Origin of the sequence: Sphingobium salicis subsp. salicis (assembly GCF_049472635.1) — a bacterium.
In the GTDB taxonomy this organism is placed as follows: Bacteria; Pseudomonadota; Alphaproteobacteria; order Sphingomonadales; family Sphingomonadaceae; genus Sphingobium; species Sphingobium yanoikuyae_A.
Genome location: NZ_JAYRCS010000001.1, coordinates 1002509 through 1019065 on the forward strand (window position 1 = coordinate 1002509; position 16557 = coordinate 1019065).

Consider the following 16557-nt stretch of genomic DNA (forward strand, 5'->3'; position numbering starts at 1 on the left):
GAAAATCTTCTTATTTCGACGAACCGGTGACAGTCCGTGACGGACATGCGAAAAGGGCGCGGAAAGCATAGCTCTCCGCGCCCCTTGCTAATTTATGTCAGATGACCGGTCTCAAGCCAGCTTCGCCTTGAGCGCGTCGACCAGGTCGGTCTTTTCCCAGGGGAAATAGTCGCCGTCGGGCGTGCGGCCGAAATGGCCGTAGGCGGCGGTCTTCTGGTAGATCGGCTTGTTGAGGCCGAGATGGGTGCGGATGCCCTTGGGCGTCAGGCGCACCAGGGTCGGCAGCACGGCTTCGATCGCCGAGGCTTCGACGGTGCCGGTGCCGTGCAGATCGACATAGAGCGAGAGCGGCTCGGCGACGCCGATGGCGTAGCTGAGCTGGATCGTGCAGCGACGGGCGAGGCCGGCGGCAACGATGTTCTTCGCGAGGTAGCGGGTGATGTAGGCAGCCGAACGGTCGACCTTGGTCGGATCCTTGCCCGAGAAAGCACCGCCGCCATGGGGCGACGCGCCGCCATAGGTGTCGACGATGATCTTGCGGCCGGTGAGGCCGGCGTCGCCGTCGGGGCCGCCGATTTCGAACAGGCCGGTCGGGTTGACATAGATGGCTTCGTCGCCGGGCAGCCAGCCTTCGGGCAGCACATCGGCCATCACGCCCTTGACGTAAGCGCGCAGTTCCGCGCGGCTGTCGTCATTGTCCATGCCGGCGGCATGCTGGGTCGACACGACCAGCGCGGTGGCGCGGACCGGCTTTTCGTCGATATATTCGAGCGTCACCTGGCTCTTGGCATCGGGTTCCAGGAAGGGAACGACCTTGCCATGACGGTCGGCCGCCATGCGTTCCAGGATCTTGTGCGAATAATAGAGGGTGGCGGGCATGAGGTCGGGGGTTTCGTCCGACGCATAGCCGAACATGATGCCCTGGTCGCCGGCGCCTTCGTCCTTGTTGCCGCTTTCATCGACGCCCTGCGCGATGTGGGCCGACTGGCCGTGCAGATTGTTCTCGAAGCGGAAGGTCTCCCAGTGGAAGCCATCCTGCTCGTAACCGATCCGCTTCACGGTGGCGCGCACGGTCGCTTCGATCTCTTCCTGTGCGCCCGGTGCCCAGGCGCCATTTTCATAGACGCCCTTGCAGCGGATTTCGCCGGCCAGGACGACGAGCTGGGTGGTCGTCAGGGTTTCGCACGCGATGCGGGCTTCGGGGTCCTTGGACAGGAACAGATCGACGATGGCGTCGGAAATCTGGTCCGCGACCTTGTCGGGGTGGCCTTCGGAAACGGATTCCGAGGTGAAGAGGAATTGGTTACGCATGAGACTCCCGTAAGGTGCTTGCGGACGAATAGATATAAAGAAAACTTTATGTGGTTATTAGCTTTTGCCTTTGCGCAAGGCAAGAGCCGTCCCAACCAGCAGGATCAGGAAGGCGAACGGCGCCCAATTGCCGACCCGCGCGAACAGAGTGGCGGGCAGCGGCGGCGGCAGGCGGCTGTCGAGATAGCCGGCGCGATGGCTGGAGAGGGCGTGGAGAATATGGCCGCGCGCATCGACGATGGCGGACACGCCGGTGGGCGTGGCGCGGATGATCGGCAGCCCTTCCTCCAGCGCGCGTAGCCGCGCCTGGGCCAAATGCTGGACCGGACCCCAGCTGCCGAACCAGGCGTCGTTGGACGGGTTGAACAGGAAATCGGGCCGATTGGCGCGATCGACCACCTGGCCCGAGAAGATGATCTCGTAGCAAATCTGCACGCCCATCTTGAGCGCGGGGCGGCCAAGGGTGGCGGGCAGGGTCAGGCTCTGCGGGCCGGGACCGGGCCAGAAATCGACGTCGCCCGGCACCAGCCGCGACAGGCCGATCGGCTGGAGGATGCTGCGCATCGGCAGATATTCGCCATAGGGGACGAGATGCGCCTTGTCATAGCGCGCGGCAAGCTGGGCATCGGGCGTGACCACGAACAGGCTGTTGTTGGCGCCGGCCAGTTCGGTCGTGCCATAAGGCCCCTTGTCCTTGAAATAGACCTTGGTCGCGCCGGTCATCAGCAGGTCGCCCGGCCCCATCAGGTCCGCCAGGCGCCAGCGCCATTCGGGTTCCATGTCGAGATAGGCGGGGATCGCTGCTTCGGGCCAGAAGATCAGGCGCGGGGCCGGACGCGGCTTGCCCGACAGGGTGGCGAGGGTGCGGAAATGCGCCTGTTCCAGCTCGGCCGAATATTTCTCATCCTGGCCGATATTGGGCTGGACCACGCGGATCAGCGGCGCGCCGGCGGGCGTCGTCGGCGCGGGCGAGAATTGGCCCCAGAGCGCGAGGGCGACGAGCGGCACGGCGATGGCGGCGGCAGGGCGATACTGGCGGCGCGCGGCGAGCAGGCAGGCCCCGGCGGCGAGCAGCACCAGCGCGCCCAGGCCATAGGTGCCGATCAGCGTCGCGGCGATCGCGGCGCCGGTCGGCAGCAGGGTGACACCCAGCGGGTTCCAGGCAAAGCCGGTGAAGATGGTGGCGCGCGCATATTCGCTGACGATCCAGCAGGCAGCGAACAGCAGCAGAAAGGCCGGGCCGGTGAAGGCAAAACGGCGCCCGGCCCACCATGCGCCCAAGGTCGCGAGGCCGGGATAGACGGCGAGATAGAGCGAGAGCAGGACCACCGCGCCATAGCCGAACCAGTGCGGCATCGCGTCCTGATAGGTGAAGGCGTGGGCGATCCAGTTGAGGCCCAGGGTGAAATGGCCGACCCCGAAAAGCCAGCCCCGCAGGAAAGCGGCGCGGCGATCGGGTGCGCGCTCGATCAGCAGGATCAGCAGCGCGAAGCAGGCGATGGTGACCGGCCAGAGTTTCAGCGGCTCGAAACCGATCGCCGAGACGAAGCCGGCGAGCAGGGCAGCAAGCCGGGGATGGCGCGCAAGCAGGGCGTTCATTTGCGGCGGATCAGGAGATGGTGGCCATGGTGGCGTTGGAGCAGCGATCGCTCTTTTGCCCGCCGCCCGACAGCATCGATGCCGCGACGAAACCGCCGACCACCAGCACCAGGAACAGCGCCGACAGCGGTGCCAGATATTTCTCGATGAACGCCTTGATCGGGCGACCGAATTTCCAGAACAGGAAGCCGACGATCATGAACTGGAAGGCGCGGGACAGGATGCTGGCCCACAGGAAGGTGAAAAGCGACAGGCCGATGAAGCCAGCGGTGATGGTGATCAGCTTGAACGGGATCGGGGTCGCGCCCTTGATCAGGATGATCTCCGCGCCATAGTCGCGCAGATAGCAGGCCGCGACCGGGAATTTCGCCGACAGGCCAAGGAAATGCAGGATCTGCGCGCCGACCGCCTGATAGAGGAAATGGCCGATGCCATAGCCGAGCAGGCCACCCAGCACCGAAGCGATGGTGCAGATGAGGCCATAGCGGATCGCCTTTTCCGGCCGCGCCAGGCACATCAGACCCAGCAGCGGATGCGGCGGGATCGGAAAGAAGCTGGATTCCATGAAACTGAAGGCAAACAGCCAACGTTCGGCGTGCGGGTGAGCGGCCTTGGCCAGCATCCACTGATAGAGCTTGGTGAGCATCGCGAGCGGGCCTAGCTCAGTTGCACGGGAGCCGCCAGCGCTTTTGCCAGGACGACCATTTCGAGCGGCGGATCGAGCGGGATGGGGAAGGGGCGCTTCTCGTCGGTCAGCATATAGCCACGCCGCTGATAATAGGCGATCAGCTCGGGGCGCCGGTCGATCACCGTCATTTCGATCGTCGTCGCGCCGAAATCGCGCGCAGCCTGATCCTCCGCCGCAGCGATCATGCGGCGGCCAAGACCGGTGGCCTGAAGCTGCGGATCGATGCAGAGCAGGCCGAGATAGGCGACGCCCTCCTCGCGCTTCGTGATCTGGACGCAGCCGATCGGCATGCCCTTGTCGTCGATCGCGACCAGCAGCCGGTCGGTCGGGCTGGCGAGGATCTCCTGCAATTCTTCGATATCGGTGCGGGCTCCGGTCAGCAGGTCGGACTCGAAGGTCCAGCCGGCCCGCGCCTCGTCGCCGCGATAGGCGCGCTCGATCACGCGGTGGAGCAGGGGCAGGTCGGCGGGGGCGGCAAGGCAGATATCCATGGTCCCGCCTTTAGCGGGGCGGCGATGGCTGCAAAAGCCCTGAAGAATGGATGCGGCGATGCTTGATCGGGACGCTGCGGCCGCGATAGGATCGGCGTCAAAGAGGAGAGTGACATGCAGGACATGGGCGAGGGCAGTTGCCCCTTCAGCTTCAACATGGACCCGGCCAGCTTCAAGGTCGGCGATTCGGTCAGCTATCGGGTGACCGGCAGTCTGGAGGGCTTTCCCTTTGCCGGGGTGCTGCTGGAAGTGCATGACGACCATGTCGTGCTGACCTCCGATGTCGACGACAAGGCCAGCCGGATGCGGGCCACGCGCGAGAGCCGGCCGGTGGTGCGCGAAGAGGATGTCTGCTGACGGACAGGGCGTCGGCCGGCCAATCCCACCATATTACCGATTTGTCAGCTGCCACGGCGTTGACTGTCCGGCGCCGTCTGGGCATGACCCACTTCCTGTTCAGACCGGTCGGCACGCTTGATAATTTCGCATATTCCCTGGGACAAGTTGCGGCAGCGGGCCGGCGGCCTGGCATTCGCGCTGGTGCTGAACGCGATCCTGCTGCTGGCGCTGCTGACGATGGCGCCGCATATCGACCCCAAGAAGGTCGAGGATCGCAATCCGGTGAGCTTCGATATCGAGCCGGCCAAGCAGGCGAACAAGGAAAAGTCCAAGGCGCAGAAGGCGGAAAAGCGCGAGCGGGATACCGCTGCGCCCAAGCAGAAGAGCGAGCCGGTGGTGACGCCGCCCCGGCCGGTCGAGACGCCGAGCGTGCAGCCGCCATCGCCTTTCCCCTTCATCACGCTCGACAGTCGCCAGATGGCGGCGGCCGACATCGGCAAGATGGAAAAGAAGACGGCCGGCGTCGGCGACAGCGGCACCGGCAATGCCAAGGCGATTGTCGGGCCGGGCGAGGGGCCGGGCGGCGTGCAATTGTTCGAGGCGGAATGGTATCGCCGGCCGACCCATGCCGAATTGTCCACCTATCTGCCCGCCAATGCGCCGGCGCAGGGCTATGGCCTGGTCGCGTGCAAGACGATCGACCATTATCATGTCGAAAATTGCCAGATGATCAGCGAATATCCGACCGGATCGGGCTTTGGCCGCGCGGTGCGCCTGGCCGCCTGGCAATTCCTGGTGCGCCCGCCCCGCGTCGACGGCAAGCCCCAGGTCGGCGCCTGGGTCCGCATCCGCATCGATTATACCCGAACGGTTATCGGTGGCAGCGCCGGCGCGGACGACGACGGGCGCTGAGGCGGCGTAGGCCGGGTATCTGGCAGAAGCGGACATTCCTCCCCGGCACGGGGAGGTGGCAGCGCGAAGCGCTGACGGAGGGGCAGGTGCCCACCAATGCCGCGCTATTGGGCCTGTGCCCCTCCACCATTTGCTGCGCAAATGGTCCCCCTCCCCATGCCGGGGAGGAATGCCTTGTTTCCACCCCATCGCTCCAAGGGCAGGACAATCGGTCCGGCTTGATCCCCTTCCGGTCGCGGCCTACACCCGCGGCATGACTATTGCCTCCTATCCGGCGCTGCGCATGCGCCGCACCCGTGCCACCGCCTGGAGCCGGGCGATGCATGCCGAAAACCGCCTGTCGCCCAGCGATTTCATCTGGCCCCTTTTCGTGACCGAAGGGGACGGCGTCGAGGAGCCAATCGCGGCGCTGCCCGGCGTGTCGCGCTGGTCGGTCGACCTGATGGTGGCGCGGGCCAAGGAAGCGCGCGACGCCGGCATTCCCTGTCTGGCGCTGTTCCCCAATACCCAGGCCGACCGCCGCAGCGACGATGGCGCCGAGGCGCTGAACCCGGATAACCTGATGTGTCGGGCGATCCGCGCGATCAAGGATGCGGTGCCCGATATCGGCGTGCTGACCGACGTGGCGCTCGATCCCTATACCGCCCATGGCCAGGACGGGCTGCTCGACGAGACCGGCTATGTGATCAATGACGCGACGATCGACATGTTGATCGGCCAGTCGCTCAACCAGGCGGCGGCAGGCGCCGACATCATCGCGCCCAGCGACATGATGGACGGCCGGATCGGCGCGATCCGCGAGGCGCTGGAGGAAACCGGCCACGTCAATGTCCAGATCATGGCCTATGCCGCCAAATATGCCAGCGCCTTCTATGGCCCGTTCCGCGACGCGGTGGGATCGCGCGGGCTGCTGAAGAGCGACAAGAAAAATTATCAGATGGACCCGGCCAATGGCGAGGAGGCGCTGCGCGAGGTCGCGCTGGACCTGGCCGAGGGCGCGGATAGCGTGATGGTGAAGCCGGGTCTGCCCTATCTGGATATTGTCGCGCGGGTGCGGGATCGTTTCTCCGTCCCGGTCTTCGCCTATCAGGTGTCGGGCGAATATGCGATGATCGAACATGGCGCCGCCGCCGGCTCGGGGGACCGCGATGCGCTGATCCTGGAAACGCTGATGGCGTTCAAGCGGGCCGGCTGTTCGGGCGTGCTGACCTATCATGCGCTGCACGCGGCGCGGCTGCTGAACGGTTGAGGCGCAGATGACCGATCATCCCGCCGACTATCCCGATGTTTCGATCATCCCGCTGAACGGCAAGGCGCCGCTGATCCACCCCAGCGCCTTCATCGCGCCGGGATGCCGGATCATCGGCGATGTCGAGATCGGCGCGGATGCCAGCATCTGGTATAATTGCGTGATCCGGGGCGATGTGAACCATATCCGCATCGGCGCGCGCACCAACGTCCAGGACGGCACGGTCGTCCATTGCGACAGCCCCGGCGACGGCCGGCCGGGCTATCCGGCAGAGGGCTATCCCACCATCATCGGCGAGGATGTGCTGATCGGCCATATGGCGATGGTTCATGGCTGCGTGCTGGAGGACCGCGCGTTCGTGGGGCTGGGGGCGATCGTCATGAGCGGCTGCACGGTGGAGAGCGACGCGATGCTGGCGGCCGGCGCGCTGCTCTCGCCCGGCAAGACGGTGCTGCACCGGCAGCTATGGGCCGGACGTCCGGCCAAATATATGCGCGACCTGACCGACGAGGCGATCATCACCATGCGCGAGGGCGTCGACCATTATGTCCATAATGGCAAGGCGCATAAGGGCGCGGTGCGCCACATGGGGTGAGGCGCGGCCTATTTTGGTCGCCGGCGGACAATGATCACCCGACCAATTGTCCGACATTATTTTGCGAAAATTGCGTGAATTAGCAATTAATCAAGTTTTTGCGCGGAATGGCAGTCCCGACATTTCATTCGGGATTATCCATGAAATTCCGTAATTTATTTCTGAGGCATGACGGCAGTGTCAGCGTTGTTGCTGCTCTGTCGCTGATCGGCGTCATCGGCATGGCGGGGCTCGCTGTCGATTTCAATCGCGGCTATGAGCGGCGGATCGCGACCCAGCGCGTGGCGGACATGGCGGCGCTGGCCGCAGCCGTCGCCTACAAGGCGGACGGATCGCAGGCGATATTGCGCCCCACCGCGGTCGACCTGGTCACTGCCCACGGCATCACCGATGCGACGATCGACGTCGCGCTGCTGGCCGACACGCCCGAAGCCGGCGCCAAGGCAGTGCGCGTCGAACTGACGACGCCGCTGCCGCTCAGCCTCAGCCGCATATTGGGCGCTGCGGCGACCATGCCGGTGAAGGTCAGCGCGATGGCGCGCCTGGCCGGCAGCGCGTCGGCTACGCCCTGCATCCTGGGCCTCGCCTCGTCGGGCAATGCGGTCGAGACGCAGGGCGGCGCGACGATCAACGCGACCGACTGTTCGGTGGTCGGCGCCGGATCAGTCAACAATGGCGGGTCGGGCATCACGGCCAAGGAAATTGTCTCGGGCGCGGCCGACATCATCAACAATTATGGCACATTGTCGGCCGATCTGCTGCGCTATGCCGGCAGCTTTTCCAATCCCAGCTGGAACGGCAATGTCCCGGCGGCGGACAAGCGGATCAACCAGTCGACCGCAATCAGCGACCCGCTCGCCAATTCGATGGATCTCGCCACCGCGCGGCAATTGCTCGGCACCTTCCGCACGCCGCGGACCATTGCCAATCCGGTGACGCCGGCCTGCGCCGACATATGGACTTTCGGCAATTCGCCCTCGGCCGGTGCAGCCCCCTTCCGTCAGGGCAACAGCGCCAAATTCACCGTGCCTGCCGGCAATTACTGCCTGTCGCGGATCACGATCGACGGCGGCATCACGGTCACCTTCCAGGCCGGCTCCACCATCACCGTCGCCAATGGCGTGTCGATCGGTGGCGGTTCGACTGTCAACTTCGGTGACAATGTCTGGCGGATCAATGGCGGCTTCAACAGTGGATCGAGCGGCGTCACCTTCGGCAATGGCGAAGTGTCGATCGGCGCCGGCACGGTCAGCTTTGCGGGCACCAACCGGATCGGCGCCGGCCCTGTCTCGATCGCCGCCAACATCACGCTGTCGGGCGGTACGTCCCTAGCGGTGGGCGCGGGCAGTCACGGCTTCAAGGGGATCAGCGTCGGCGGCGGCAGCTGGATGACGCTGGGCGATGGCGATCTGGACGTCGCCGGCCAGATCAGGATCGATGGCGATTCCACCCTGATCGCGGGCACCGGCAACTACACCCTGGCCAATGCCGGCGGCGATGCCATCACGCTGAGCGGTAGCGGCCGCTTCTTCATGGGGGACGGGCTGTTCAGCGCCAATGGCAATATCGTGACGGCCGGCGGCAGCCGCCTGGTCTTCGGCAAGACCGCCAATCACCTGATCAACGGTAATCTGTCGATCGCCGGATCGGTGCTGTTCGGCGCCGGGCGCTACACGGTGAGCGGCGGCCTGACCAACGGCACCGGCGGCACCACCTGGCCCTATACCTCGCCGATCACCAACCAGAGTTGGGGCCAGACGCTGGAGGGCGTATCAGTCTCCGGTTATGACATGGCCGGCGTCAATGTCAGCTTCATCCTGGGCGGGACCATCAACCTGGCCGGTGGCGCCAAGACCAAGCTGATCGCCCCCACCAGCACCGTCGAAGGGGCGGCCATCGCCGATATATTGGTCGACAGCCTGACATCGCAGGCAACCAACTGGGGCGCAGGGTCGCAGAATGTCTTTTCCGGGGTCGTCCATCTGCCCAATTCGGCCGTGACCATGTCGGGCGGCAACAACAGCCTGTCGGCGGGCCAATGCTTCACCCTGATCGCCTATCGCGTCACCGCAAGCGGCGGCGCCAATGCCGGCACCGCCTGCAAGTCGATCAGCGATCTGGTCGGCGGCAGCGGCGGCGATGTGGAGCTGGTGGCATGATCGGTGGCTTGCGAAAGCTGCGTCGCTCGGAACGGGGCGTGGCCACCGTCGAGTTCGCGCTGTGGCTGACCCTGTTCTTCACGATCAGCCTGGTCGCGATCGACATTGCCCAGTTCACCATCCAGCGCGGGCGGCTGGCCGAAGCGGTCAGCGGTGCATCGCTGTCGGCCTTCAAGACACGCGACGCGGTGCAGTTCCAGTCTATCCCCGCCTATGTCCAGGCGATGGCGGCGGCGCCGGGGCAAAGCCCGATCAACGTCACCGTCGGCTGCAATGGCGGGACGGGCAATTGCACGAACAGTTCCCGCGTCTGCGCCTGCCTCAGCCAGACGGGCAGCTTCATTCCGACCAACAGTTGCGGCCAGAGCTGTGGCAGCGGCGCGAGCGCGAACAGCCGGTCGGGCTATTATCTCGACATCGTCGCGAGCTACAAGTTCAACCCGCAATTCGTCCCGGCCTCGCTCGCGGAAAAGGCGGTCATCACCCAGAAGACGACGGTGCGCCTGCAATGACCCGATGGCTGAACCCTATCCGATCGAACCAGACGGGCGCGGTCGCGATCGAATTTGCGCTGCTGGCGCCGGTCTTCTTCGCCTGCCTGTTCGGCGTGATCGAACTGGGACGGCTGGCCTGGACCAAACAGGCGCTGCGCGAGGCTGCCTACAGCACGGCGCGCTGCCATTTGGTCAATGACAGCGCGTGCGGCACCACGCAGCAGCAGATCAGCTATGCCGTGGCGTGGGCCAAGGCGAATGGCATCGTCATTGCTGCGGCCAATGTCAGCATTCAGGCCAATGTGGCGTGTCGCGGTGTCGGCCAGGCCAGCATGGTCGAGATCAACAAGCCGTTCAGCTCGCCGATCAGCCAGCTCGTGCCGCTGCCGACGACGGTGTCGGCGAAATCCTGCCTGCCGGGGCTGGCGGGCTGACAGATGGGCTAATGCCCAATGCTCCGGTCAGGGCTGGGGCAGGCGGTTCTTCAGCGCGTCGATGCGGTCATTCTGACTGTCGACCATCGACAGGACGCTGGCGCGTGCCGCGTCGATATCCGCGACGCCGCCCTTTTCCGATCCATCGGCGACCGCGTTGGAGCGTTCGATGAACAGGGTGTCGAGGCTGGCGAGGGCGGAGACGCTGTCGTTGCGCGCGGATTCGGCGGCGCTGATCGCGACCTGCGCCGCGACCCAGGCGTCGCTCGATACCGATGCGCGGCCGGCGCTGTTCACAGCGCGGTCGGCGCTGGCATAGGCCTTGTCGAAATTGGCGCTGCCGCTCTGCGCCTGGCTGGTCAACTGGCCGATCTGGGCCTTGAGCTTGTCGTCGGCCGGCACGGGGAGCGGGGCGGCAGGCGCCTCGGCCATCGGCGCGCTTTCGACCGGGCGCTTGGCGAGCGAGGGATAGCTTTCATGCGCGCCGGCGCAGCCCGACAGGATCAGGGCGATGGTGGGAAGGAAGCGGCGCGTGATCATGATCTGCATCTAGGGCGGGACCGGACGGGGTGCAATGGCCCTCTGTCCGGTCCCGAGCAATAGATTAGCGGGGCAGGGCGGCGGCTTCGCGCGCCAGTGCCTCGATCTTGTCGGGGTCGATCGGCCCCTTGGGCACGACCCAGCTGCCGCCGACGCATTTGATGAAGGGCTGGGCCAGCCATTCCGGTGCGCTCTGGGCGGTGATGCCGCCGGTCGGGCAGAAGCGGGCGGTGTGCAGCGGCGCGGCCAGCGCCTTGAGCGCGGGAAGACCGCCCGAGGTTTCGGCCGGGAAGAATTTGAAGTGGGACAAGCCCATGTCCATGCCGCGCATGATGTCGCCGGCCGTGGCGGTGCCGGGCAGGAACGGGATGTTGGCGGCGATCGCGGCCTTGCCCAGCGGTTCGGTGAGGCCGGGGCTGACGATGAAGCGGGCGCCCGCCTCCATCGCGGCGTCGAGCTGGGCCGGGTTCAGCACCGTGCCGGCGCCGACGACCGCGCCCTCGACCTTCGCCATCTCGCGGATGACGTCGAGCGCGGCGGGGGTGCGCAGCGTGACTTCAAGCGCGGGCAGGCCGCCCTTCACCAGCGCCTGGGCAATGGGGAGCGCATCCTCGACCCGATCGACCACCAGCACCGGGATCACCGGGGCCAGTTCCATCACCTGTTCGACGGTCAAGCTCATGCATTCTTCTCCCTAAAGGCCGCGGCAGCGCCGAACAGGCCGATTTCTTCATGGATCGCACAGCGGATCGGCACGGTCGCCATCAGGCTCTCAAACCGGCCCTTGGCCTTGAAGCGGGTGTGGAAGCCGCTCTGTTCGAGAAAATCCTTCATCCGCTGGGTGAGGCCGCCGGCCAGTACCACCGCATGGGGGCCATGCGCCAGTGCCAGATCGCCCGCGACCGAGCCATAGCAGAGGCAGAAGCGGTCGAGCGCGCGGCGGGCGAACTCGTCGCTGCCGTCAAGCGCGGCCTGCCACAGTTCGGGGTCTTCCATCAGCATGACCCGGTCGTGACCGATGGTGGCGAGCGCCTTGTAGATATAGTTGAGGCCCGGACCCGACACGATCCGCTCGGTCGAGACGCGCAGGAACTTGTCGCGCAGATAGTCGAGGATTTTCACCTCGATCTGGTCGAGCGGGGCGAAGTCGAGATGGCCGCCCTCGGTCGCAATGACATGGGGATGGCCATCATCATAGGCGATCATCGCGACGCCAAGGCCGGTGCCGGGACCGACCACGGTGACGCCGCCGTCGCGCGGGAAGGGGCGGTCCTCGCCGAACAGCAGGGGCAGATTTTCGTCCGGCAGGCGCGAGACGGCGTGGGCGACCGCCTCGAAATCATTGACCAGGCGCACGGTGCGCAGGCCCAGATCCTCCGCCAGCGTGTCGGCGCGGATCACCCAGTTGCTGTTGGTCAGCTTGATGACTTCGCGGCCGATGGCGGTGGCAAAGGCGATAGAGGCGGCATCGGGCAACGGGGTGTCGCTATCCTTGCTTTCGTCTTCGACGAACGCGCCCCAGCAGGCCTGGAGGCTGGGATAGTCGGCGACCTTGTATTTGCGGACGGTGCCGAGTGTCGGCACGCCCTTGTCGTCCAGCGAGGCGCGGGTGAAGCGCGCATTGGTGCCGCCAATGTCAGCGGCGATGATGTCGGTCATTTGTCTCTCTCTCCGGACATTCGTGCCAGCGCATCCTAGCGCGCCGGCGCGAATGGCTGTGCTTATATCGCGAGTTCGGCGTCCATCGCGGCGAGGATCGGGGAAGCGCCCTGTTCGGCAAGGTCGCTATTATGGCGGAACAGCGCGAACAGTTCGCGGCCGGTGTCATAGGGCGGGGGCGGAGCGGCGGGAATGTCGCGCGCGTCCCAGGTGGCGGCATCGACCAGCGCCTCGACCTGGCCGCTTTCCGCGCAGACGCGGACGAGATCGCCATCGCGCAGCTTGCCGATCGGGCCACCACCCAGCGCCTCGGGCGACAGATGGATGGCGGCAGGCACCTTGCCCGATGCGCCCGACATGCGGCCGTCGGTCAGCAGCGCGACCTTGAAGCCGCGATCCTGCAGCACGCCCAGCGCCGGGGTCAGCTTGTGCAGTTCGGGCATGCCGTTGGCACGCGGGCCCTGGAAGCGGACGACGACGACGACGTCGCGTTCCAGTTCGCCCGCCTTGAAGGCGCGCAGCACATCGTCCTGATCGTGGAAGATCGCAGCCGGCGCCTCGATCGTCCAGCGTTCCTTGTCGACCGCGCTGACCTTCATCACGCAGCGGCCAAGATTGCCCTGGAGCAGCTTCATGCCGCCATCGGCCTGGAACGGGTTGGAGGCCGGGCGCAGCATCGTCTCGTCGCGGCTGGCGGGGACATCCTGCCACACCAGCGCGTCATCCTGCAGCACCGGTTCCTTGCCATAATCGGTCAGATCCTGGCGCGCGACGGTCATGATGTCGCGGTGGAGCAGGCCGGCGTCGAGCAGTTCGCGGATGATGACGGCCATGCCGCCCGCCGCGTGGAAATGGTTCACGTCGCCCGAGCCATTGGGATAGACGCGCGCCAGCAGCGGCACCACGTCCGACAGTTCGGCAAAGTCGGTCCAGTCGATATGGATGCCGGCCGCGCGGGCGATGGCGGGCAGGTGGATCGCGTGGTTGGTCGAACCGCCGGTGGCCATCAGGCCGATGATCGCGTTGACGATCGCCTTTTCATCGATGCAGTGGCCGAGTGGGCGATAGTCATTGCCGTCCCAGCCGATGTCGGCGATGCGATGGGTGGCCGCGCGGGTCAGTTCGCTGCGCAGCTTCGTGCCCGGATTGACGAAGGCGGCGCCGGGCATGTGCAGGCCCATGACTTCCATCATCATCTGGTTGGAGTTGGCGGTGCCGTAGAAGGTGCAGGTGCCCGCGCCGTGATAAGAGGCGCTTTCGCTTTCCAGCAGTTCCTCGCGACCCACCTTGCCCTCGGCATAGAGCTGGCGGATGCGGACCTTTTCCTTGTTGGCGAGGCCCGAGGGCATCGGCCCGGCCGGGATCAGGATGGTCGGCAGATGGCCAAAGCGCAGCGCGCCGATCAGCAGGCCCGGCACGATCTTGTCGCAGATGCCGAGCATCAGATTGCCCTCGAACATCGCATGGCTGAGCGACACGGCGGTCGACAGGGCGATGGTGTCGCGGCTGAAAAGGGAGAGGTCCATGCCGGCCTGGCCCTGGGTCACGCCGTCGCACATGGCGGGCACGCCGCCCGCCACCTGCGCCGTGGCGCCGATCTCGCGCGCGGCGATCTTGATCTGCTCGGGGTAGCGGCCATAGGGCTGATGGGCCGAGAGCATGTCATTATAGGCGGTGATGATACCGATGTTCATCGCCCGGCCGGTGCGGATGACAGCCTTGTCCTCGCCGCTGGCGGCAAAGCCATGGGCGAGATTGCCGCAGGACAGCTGGGCACGGTTGGTGCCCGCGTCGCGGCCGCGCTCGATCAGGTCGAGATATTTGAGGCGCGTCGCCGCACTGCGCTCGGTGATGCGTTCTGTGACCTTGGCGATCACGGGGTGAAGATCAGTCATGCCAGCTGGCTCCGTCGCGTTCGATTAGGGCAATGGCCGAGGACGGCCCCCAGTTCCCGGAGGAATAGGTCGACACCTTCATGTGCGCCTCCTTCCATCCGTCGATGATGGAATCGATCCAGGCCCATTGGGCTTCCACTTCGTCGCGGCGGACGAACAAGGTCTGGTCGCCGGCGAGCAGGTCGAGGATCAGTCGTTCATAGGCGATGCGGCGACGCTGGCCGGCAAAGGCGGCGGTCAGCGACACGTCGAGCGTCACTTCCTCCAGATGGGTTTCGCGCTCCAGCCCAGGCCGCTTCGACATGATCAGCAGGCGGATATATTCCTCCGGCTGCAGGCGGATGATCAGCGTGTTCGGCTCCAGCCCCGATCCGTGCCCGTCACGGCCGAAGATCGAATGGCGAACCGGCTTGAACTGGATCATGATTTCCGACTGGCGCGCGGGCAGCCGCTTGCCGGTGCGCAGGTAGAAGGGCACGCCCTGCCAGCGCCAATTGTCGATATGCGCCTTCAACGCGACGAAGGTTTCGGTGTCGGACGGCTGGCCCAACTCGTCGGCGTAGCCGGCGACGATCTGGCCGCCGACGGCGCCGGGCGTATATTGGCCGCGCACGCTGTGGGTCTTGACCGTTTCCGCGGTCATCGGACGCAGCGAGCGCAGCGCCTTCACCTTCTCGTCGCGCACGGCCGTGGGGTCCATCCGCGCGGGCGGCTCCATCGTCAGGATGGAAAGGATCTGGAGGATATGGTTCTGCACCATGTCGCGCAGCGCGCCGACACCGTCATAATAGGAAACGCGGCCTTCAAGTCCCACCGTTTCGGCGACGGTGATCTGGACATGGTCGATCGCGGTGGCGTTCCACAGCGGTTCGAACATGACATTGCCGAAGCGGAGCGCCAGCAGGTTCTGAACGGTTTCCTTGCCCAGATAATGGTCGACACGGAAAATCTGCTCTTCAGCGAACAGGTGGCCGATGCTGTCGTTCACCACCTTGGAGGAAGCGAGATCCTTGCCGATCGGCTTTTCCATCGCGATCCGCGTCTTGGGCGTCAGCAGGCCGGCATCGGCCAGCCCCTGGGCGGTCGGGCCGAACAGCGAGGGCGGAGTGGAGAGATAGACGGAAATGCCGCGCTCCAGGCGTCCATCGACGCGCTCGGCCAGCTCGGCGAAATGGGCGCCGTTGCTGGAATCGACCGGCTGATAGAGGATCATCGCGCGGAAACGCGCGGCGATGTCGGCATCATAGCGGTCGGCCGGCAGGAACTGCTTGAGCGCCGCGCAGACTTCCTCGCGAAAGGCCTCGTCATCCATTTCGGTGCGGGCCGATGCGATGATCAGGAAGTCGTCGGGCAGCAGGCCGTCCGACAGAAGATTGTAGAGCGATGGGAAAATCATGCGCCGGGCAAGATCGCCGGTGGCACCGAACAACAGGAACGTGGCAGACGGTTCGGTCAAAGGACAGTCCTTCTCCGTTAGTTATCTATGTCTGCACGATGCGGCTCTTATACCGGCCGTGCTTCGTTACGCAAGCAGGCTATAGGCAGGAAAATGATGCTGCAACTGCGAACGACTCGCGGGAAGGCGGGGCGGTCTATGGTGTCGGTCAGCAGGCGGTGCGCAGGCCCCGGCGCCAGTTGAGGATATGCGCCCCGGCCAGCAGGGCGCTGCCGCCGACGGTCCAGATCGCTTCGCTCAATGGGGTGCGGGCCAGCAGCGCGCCCACGGCCATCAGGGACAGGCCGGCCAGGCCGATGCCCAGCGGCAGCGCGGCGCGGTGGCGGCGCCAGCCCTGCAACAGCGCGAACAGGCTGGTCGGCACGGCGATGGCGAGCATCAGCAGGTGGAAGGATTCGCCCGGATCGATCCGCGTGGCGATGGTCGGCAGCAAGGCGAAGAGCAGCGGCAGGCCCAGGCAATGGACGGTGCAGAGCGCGGAGGCGCAGATGGCGAAGCCGTCGAGCCAGGAGTGGGGGCGGCCGGCCGGATTAGGTTCCGGCGCTTCGCAATGGGGCATGATTTTTCCTAAATGATATGATGTTACATTTTCTCCGGCCATATCGATATGGGGGCATGGGAAGTCAAGGGCAGGGGGACGGAAGGCGTTGCCGGGGCGATTGGTTGACGGCGCAGAAAGCGCTTTTGTTTCAACGCTATCTTGCCGTGCTGCGGAGCGCGGCCTATCCCGTCTGCG

17 protein-coding genes are annotated in these 16557 nt (G+C 65.6%); 7 read left to right on the forward strand and 10 right to left on the reverse strand.

The features are described from left to right. Window positions 1–111: 111 nt before the first annotated feature. Genes metK through VHN57_RS04930 form a run of 4 tightly spaced genes read right to left on the reverse strand, consistent with a single transcriptional unit; the run spans window position 112 to window position 4089 of the window. Window positions 112–1311 (reverse strand): methionine adenosyltransferase, encoded by a 1200-nt coding sequence (gene metK / locus VHN57_RS04915; RefSeq protein WP_278986237.1) that lies wholly within the window; start codon window positions 1309–1311, stop codon window positions 112–114. Window positions 1312–1368: 57 nt separating this feature from the next. Further along, the gene (lnt, locus tag VHN57_RS04920; protein WP_278986235.1) at window positions 1369–2910 is read right to left on the reverse strand and encodes an apolipoprotein N-acyltransferase; all 1542 of its coding nucleotides are present in this window, start codon (window positions 2908–2910) and stop codon (window positions 1369–1371) included. A 10-nt stretch (window positions 2911–2920) separates the two neighbouring features. Continuing rightward, entirely contained in the window at window positions 2921–3556 is a 636-nt protein-coding gene (locus VHN57_RS04925) for a YqaA family protein (RefSeq protein ID WP_004212017.1), read from the reverse strand. 11 nt (window positions 3557–3567) lie between these two features. Then, window positions 3568–4089 (reverse strand): GNAT family N-acetyltransferase, encoded by a 522-nt coding sequence (locus VHN57_RS04930; RefSeq protein ID WP_278986234.1) that lies wholly within the window; start codon window positions 4087–4089, stop codon window positions 3568–3570. Between the two features lie 114 nt (window positions 4090–4203). Here VHN57_RS04930 and VHN57_RS04935 point away from each other — a divergent pair, with 114 nt between their 5' ends. From VHN57_RS04935 to VHN57_RS04965, 7 genes are all read left to right on the forward strand, one after another. Next, window positions 4204–4446 (forward strand): hypothetical protein, encoded by a 243-nt coding sequence (locus VHN57_RS04935; RefSeq protein WP_004212020.1) that lies wholly within the window; start codon window positions 4204–4206, stop codon window positions 4444–4446. A 117-nt stretch (window positions 4447–4563) separates the two neighbouring features. Continuing rightward, complete coding sequence (locus tag VHN57_RS04940; protein ID WP_125987040.1) at window positions 4564–5340, forward strand: hypothetical protein; 777 nt, start codon at window positions 4564–4566, stop codon at window positions 5338–5340. Between the two features lie 253 nt (window positions 5341–5593). After that, window positions 5594–6589 (forward strand): porphobilinogen synthase, encoded by a 996-nt coding sequence (hemB, locus tag VHN57_RS04945; RefSeq protein ID WP_423282959.1) that lies wholly within the window; start codon window positions 5594–5596, stop codon window positions 6587–6589. Window positions 6590–6596: 7 nt separating this feature from the next. Further along, on the forward strand, window positions 6597–7184 hold the full coding sequence (locus VHN57_RS04950; protein WP_278986231.1) for a gamma carbonic anhydrase family protein: 588 nt from the start codon (window positions 6597–6599) through the stop codon (window positions 7182–7184). Between the two features lie 140 nt (window positions 7185–7324). Further along, a complete protein-coding gene (locus VHN57_RS04955; RefSeq protein ID WP_423282961.1) occupies window positions 7325–9343 on the forward strand; it encodes a pilus assembly protein TadG-related protein in 2019 nt (672 codons plus the stop codon). Next, window positions 9340–9855 carry a TadE/TadG family type IV pilus assembly protein gene (locus VHN57_RS04960; RefSeq protein WP_037518960.1) on the forward strand — a complete coding sequence of 172 codons (516 nt, stop codon included), beginning with the start codon at window positions 9340–9342 and terminating at the stop codon, window positions 9853–9855. The genes VHN57_RS04955 and VHN57_RS04960 overlap by 4 nt, the downstream gene beginning before the upstream one ends. Next, window positions 9852–10271: a TadE/TadG family type IV pilus assembly protein gene (locus VHN57_RS04965; protein WP_423282964.1), complete on the forward strand. Its 420-nt coding sequence runs from the start codon at window positions 9852–9854 to the stop codon at window positions 10269–10271. Before VHN57_RS04960 ends, VHN57_RS04965 begins: the two co-directional genes overlap by 4 nt. Window positions 10272–10298: 27 nt before the next feature. Here the strand turns inward: VHN57_RS04965 and VHN57_RS04970 are convergent, their stop codons facing one another. The 6 genes from VHN57_RS04970 to VHN57_RS04995 all read right to left on the reverse strand — a co-directional run bounded on the left by VHN57_RS04970 (window position 10299) and on the right by VHN57_RS04995 (window position 16380). Then, window positions 10299–10820: a hypothetical protein gene (locus VHN57_RS04970; protein WP_161733645.1), complete on the reverse strand. Its 522-nt coding sequence runs from the start codon at window positions 10818–10820 to the stop codon at window positions 10299–10301. A 55-nt stretch (window positions 10821–10875) separates the two neighbouring features. Beyond that, complete coding sequence (gene eda, locus VHN57_RS04975) at window positions 10876–11493, reverse strand: bifunctional 4-hydroxy-2-oxoglutarate aldolase/2-dehydro-3-deoxy-phosphogluconate aldolase (protein ID WP_270092777.1); 618 nt, start codon at window positions 11491–11493, stop codon at window positions 10876–10878. Continuing rightward, complete coding sequence (glk, locus tag VHN57_RS04980) at window positions 11490–12470, reverse strand: glucokinase (RefSeq protein WP_125987052.1); 981 nt, start codon at window positions 12468–12470, stop codon at window positions 11490–11492. Before glk ends, eda begins: the two co-directional genes overlap by 4 nt. A gap of 62 nt (window positions 12471–12532) precedes the next feature. Beyond that, window positions 12533–14365 carry a phosphogluconate dehydratase gene (edd, locus tag VHN57_RS04985; protein WP_214866705.1) on the reverse strand — a complete coding sequence of 611 codons (1833 nt, stop codon included), beginning with the start codon at window positions 14363–14365 and terminating at the stop codon, window positions 12533–12535. Continuing rightward, window positions 14358–15821, reverse strand: a complete 1464-nt coding sequence (gene zwf / locus VHN57_RS04990) for a glucose-6-phosphate dehydrogenase (RefSeq protein WP_423282967.1) — start codon at window positions 15819–15821, stop codon at window positions 14358–14360. The genes edd and zwf overlap by 8 nt, the downstream gene beginning before the upstream one ends. Window positions 15822–15969: 148 nt before the next feature. Then, a complete protein-coding gene (locus VHN57_RS04995) occupies window positions 15970–16380 on the reverse strand; it encodes a MerC domain-containing protein (protein WP_278987381.1) in 411 nt (136 codons plus the stop codon). Between the last annotated feature and the right edge of the window lie 177 nt (window positions 16381–16557).

Coding starts and splice junctions, on each gene's coding strand:
- metK (WP_278986237.1), bottom strand. CDS start 1,311: ATGCGTAACCAATTCCTCTTCACCTCGGAATCCGTTTCCGAAGGCCAC.
- lnt (WP_278986235.1), bottom strand. CDS start 2,910: ATGAACGCCCTGCTTGCGCGCCATCCCCGGCTTGCTGCCCTGCTCGCC.
- VHN57_RS04925 (WP_004212017.1), bottom strand. CDS start 3,556: ATGCTCACCAAGCTCTATCAGTGGATGCTGGCCAAGGCCGCTCACCCG.
- VHN57_RS04930 (WP_278986234.1), bottom strand. CDS start 4,089: ATGGATATCTGCCTTGCCGCCCCCGCCGACCTGCCCCTGCTCCACCGC.
- VHN57_RS04935 (WP_004212020.1), top strand. CDS start 4,204: ATGCAGGACATGGGCGAGGGCAGTTGCCCCTTCAGCTTCAACATGGAC.
- hemB (WP_423282959.1), top strand. CDS start 5,594: ATGACTATTGCCTCCTATCCGGCGCTGCGCATGCGCCGCACCCGTGCC.
- VHN57_RS04950 (WP_278986231.1), top strand. CDS start 6,597: ATGACCGATCATCCCGCCGACTATCCCGATGTTTCGATCATCCCGCTG.
- VHN57_RS04955 (WP_423282961.1), top strand. CDS start 7,325: ATGAAATTCCGTAATTTATTTCTGAGGCATGACGGCAGTGTCAGCGTT.
- VHN57_RS04960 (WP_037518960.1), top strand. CDS start 9,340: ATGATCGGTGGCTTGCGAAAGCTGCGTCGCTCGGAACGGGGCGTGGCC.
- VHN57_RS04965 (WP_423282964.1), top strand. CDS start 9,852: ATGACCCGATGGCTGAACCCTATCCGATCGAACCAGACGGGCGCGGTC.
- VHN57_RS04970 (WP_161733645.1), bottom strand. CDS start 10,820: ATGCAGATCATGATCACGCGCCGCTTCCTTCCCACCATCGCCCTGATC.
- eda (WP_270092777.1), bottom strand. CDS start 11,493: ATGAGCTTGACCGTCGAACAGGTGATGGAACTGGCCCCGGTGATCCCG.
- glk (WP_125987052.1), bottom strand. CDS start 12,470: ATGACCGACATCATCGCCGCTGACATTGGCGGCACCAATGCGCGCTTC.
- edd (WP_214866705.1), bottom strand. CDS start 14,365: ATGACTGATCTTCACCCCGTGATCGCCAAGGTCACAGAACGCATCACC.
- VHN57_RS04995 (WP_278987381.1), bottom strand. CDS start 16,380: ATGCCCCATTGCGAAGCGCCGGAACCTAATCCGGCCGGCCGCCCCCAC.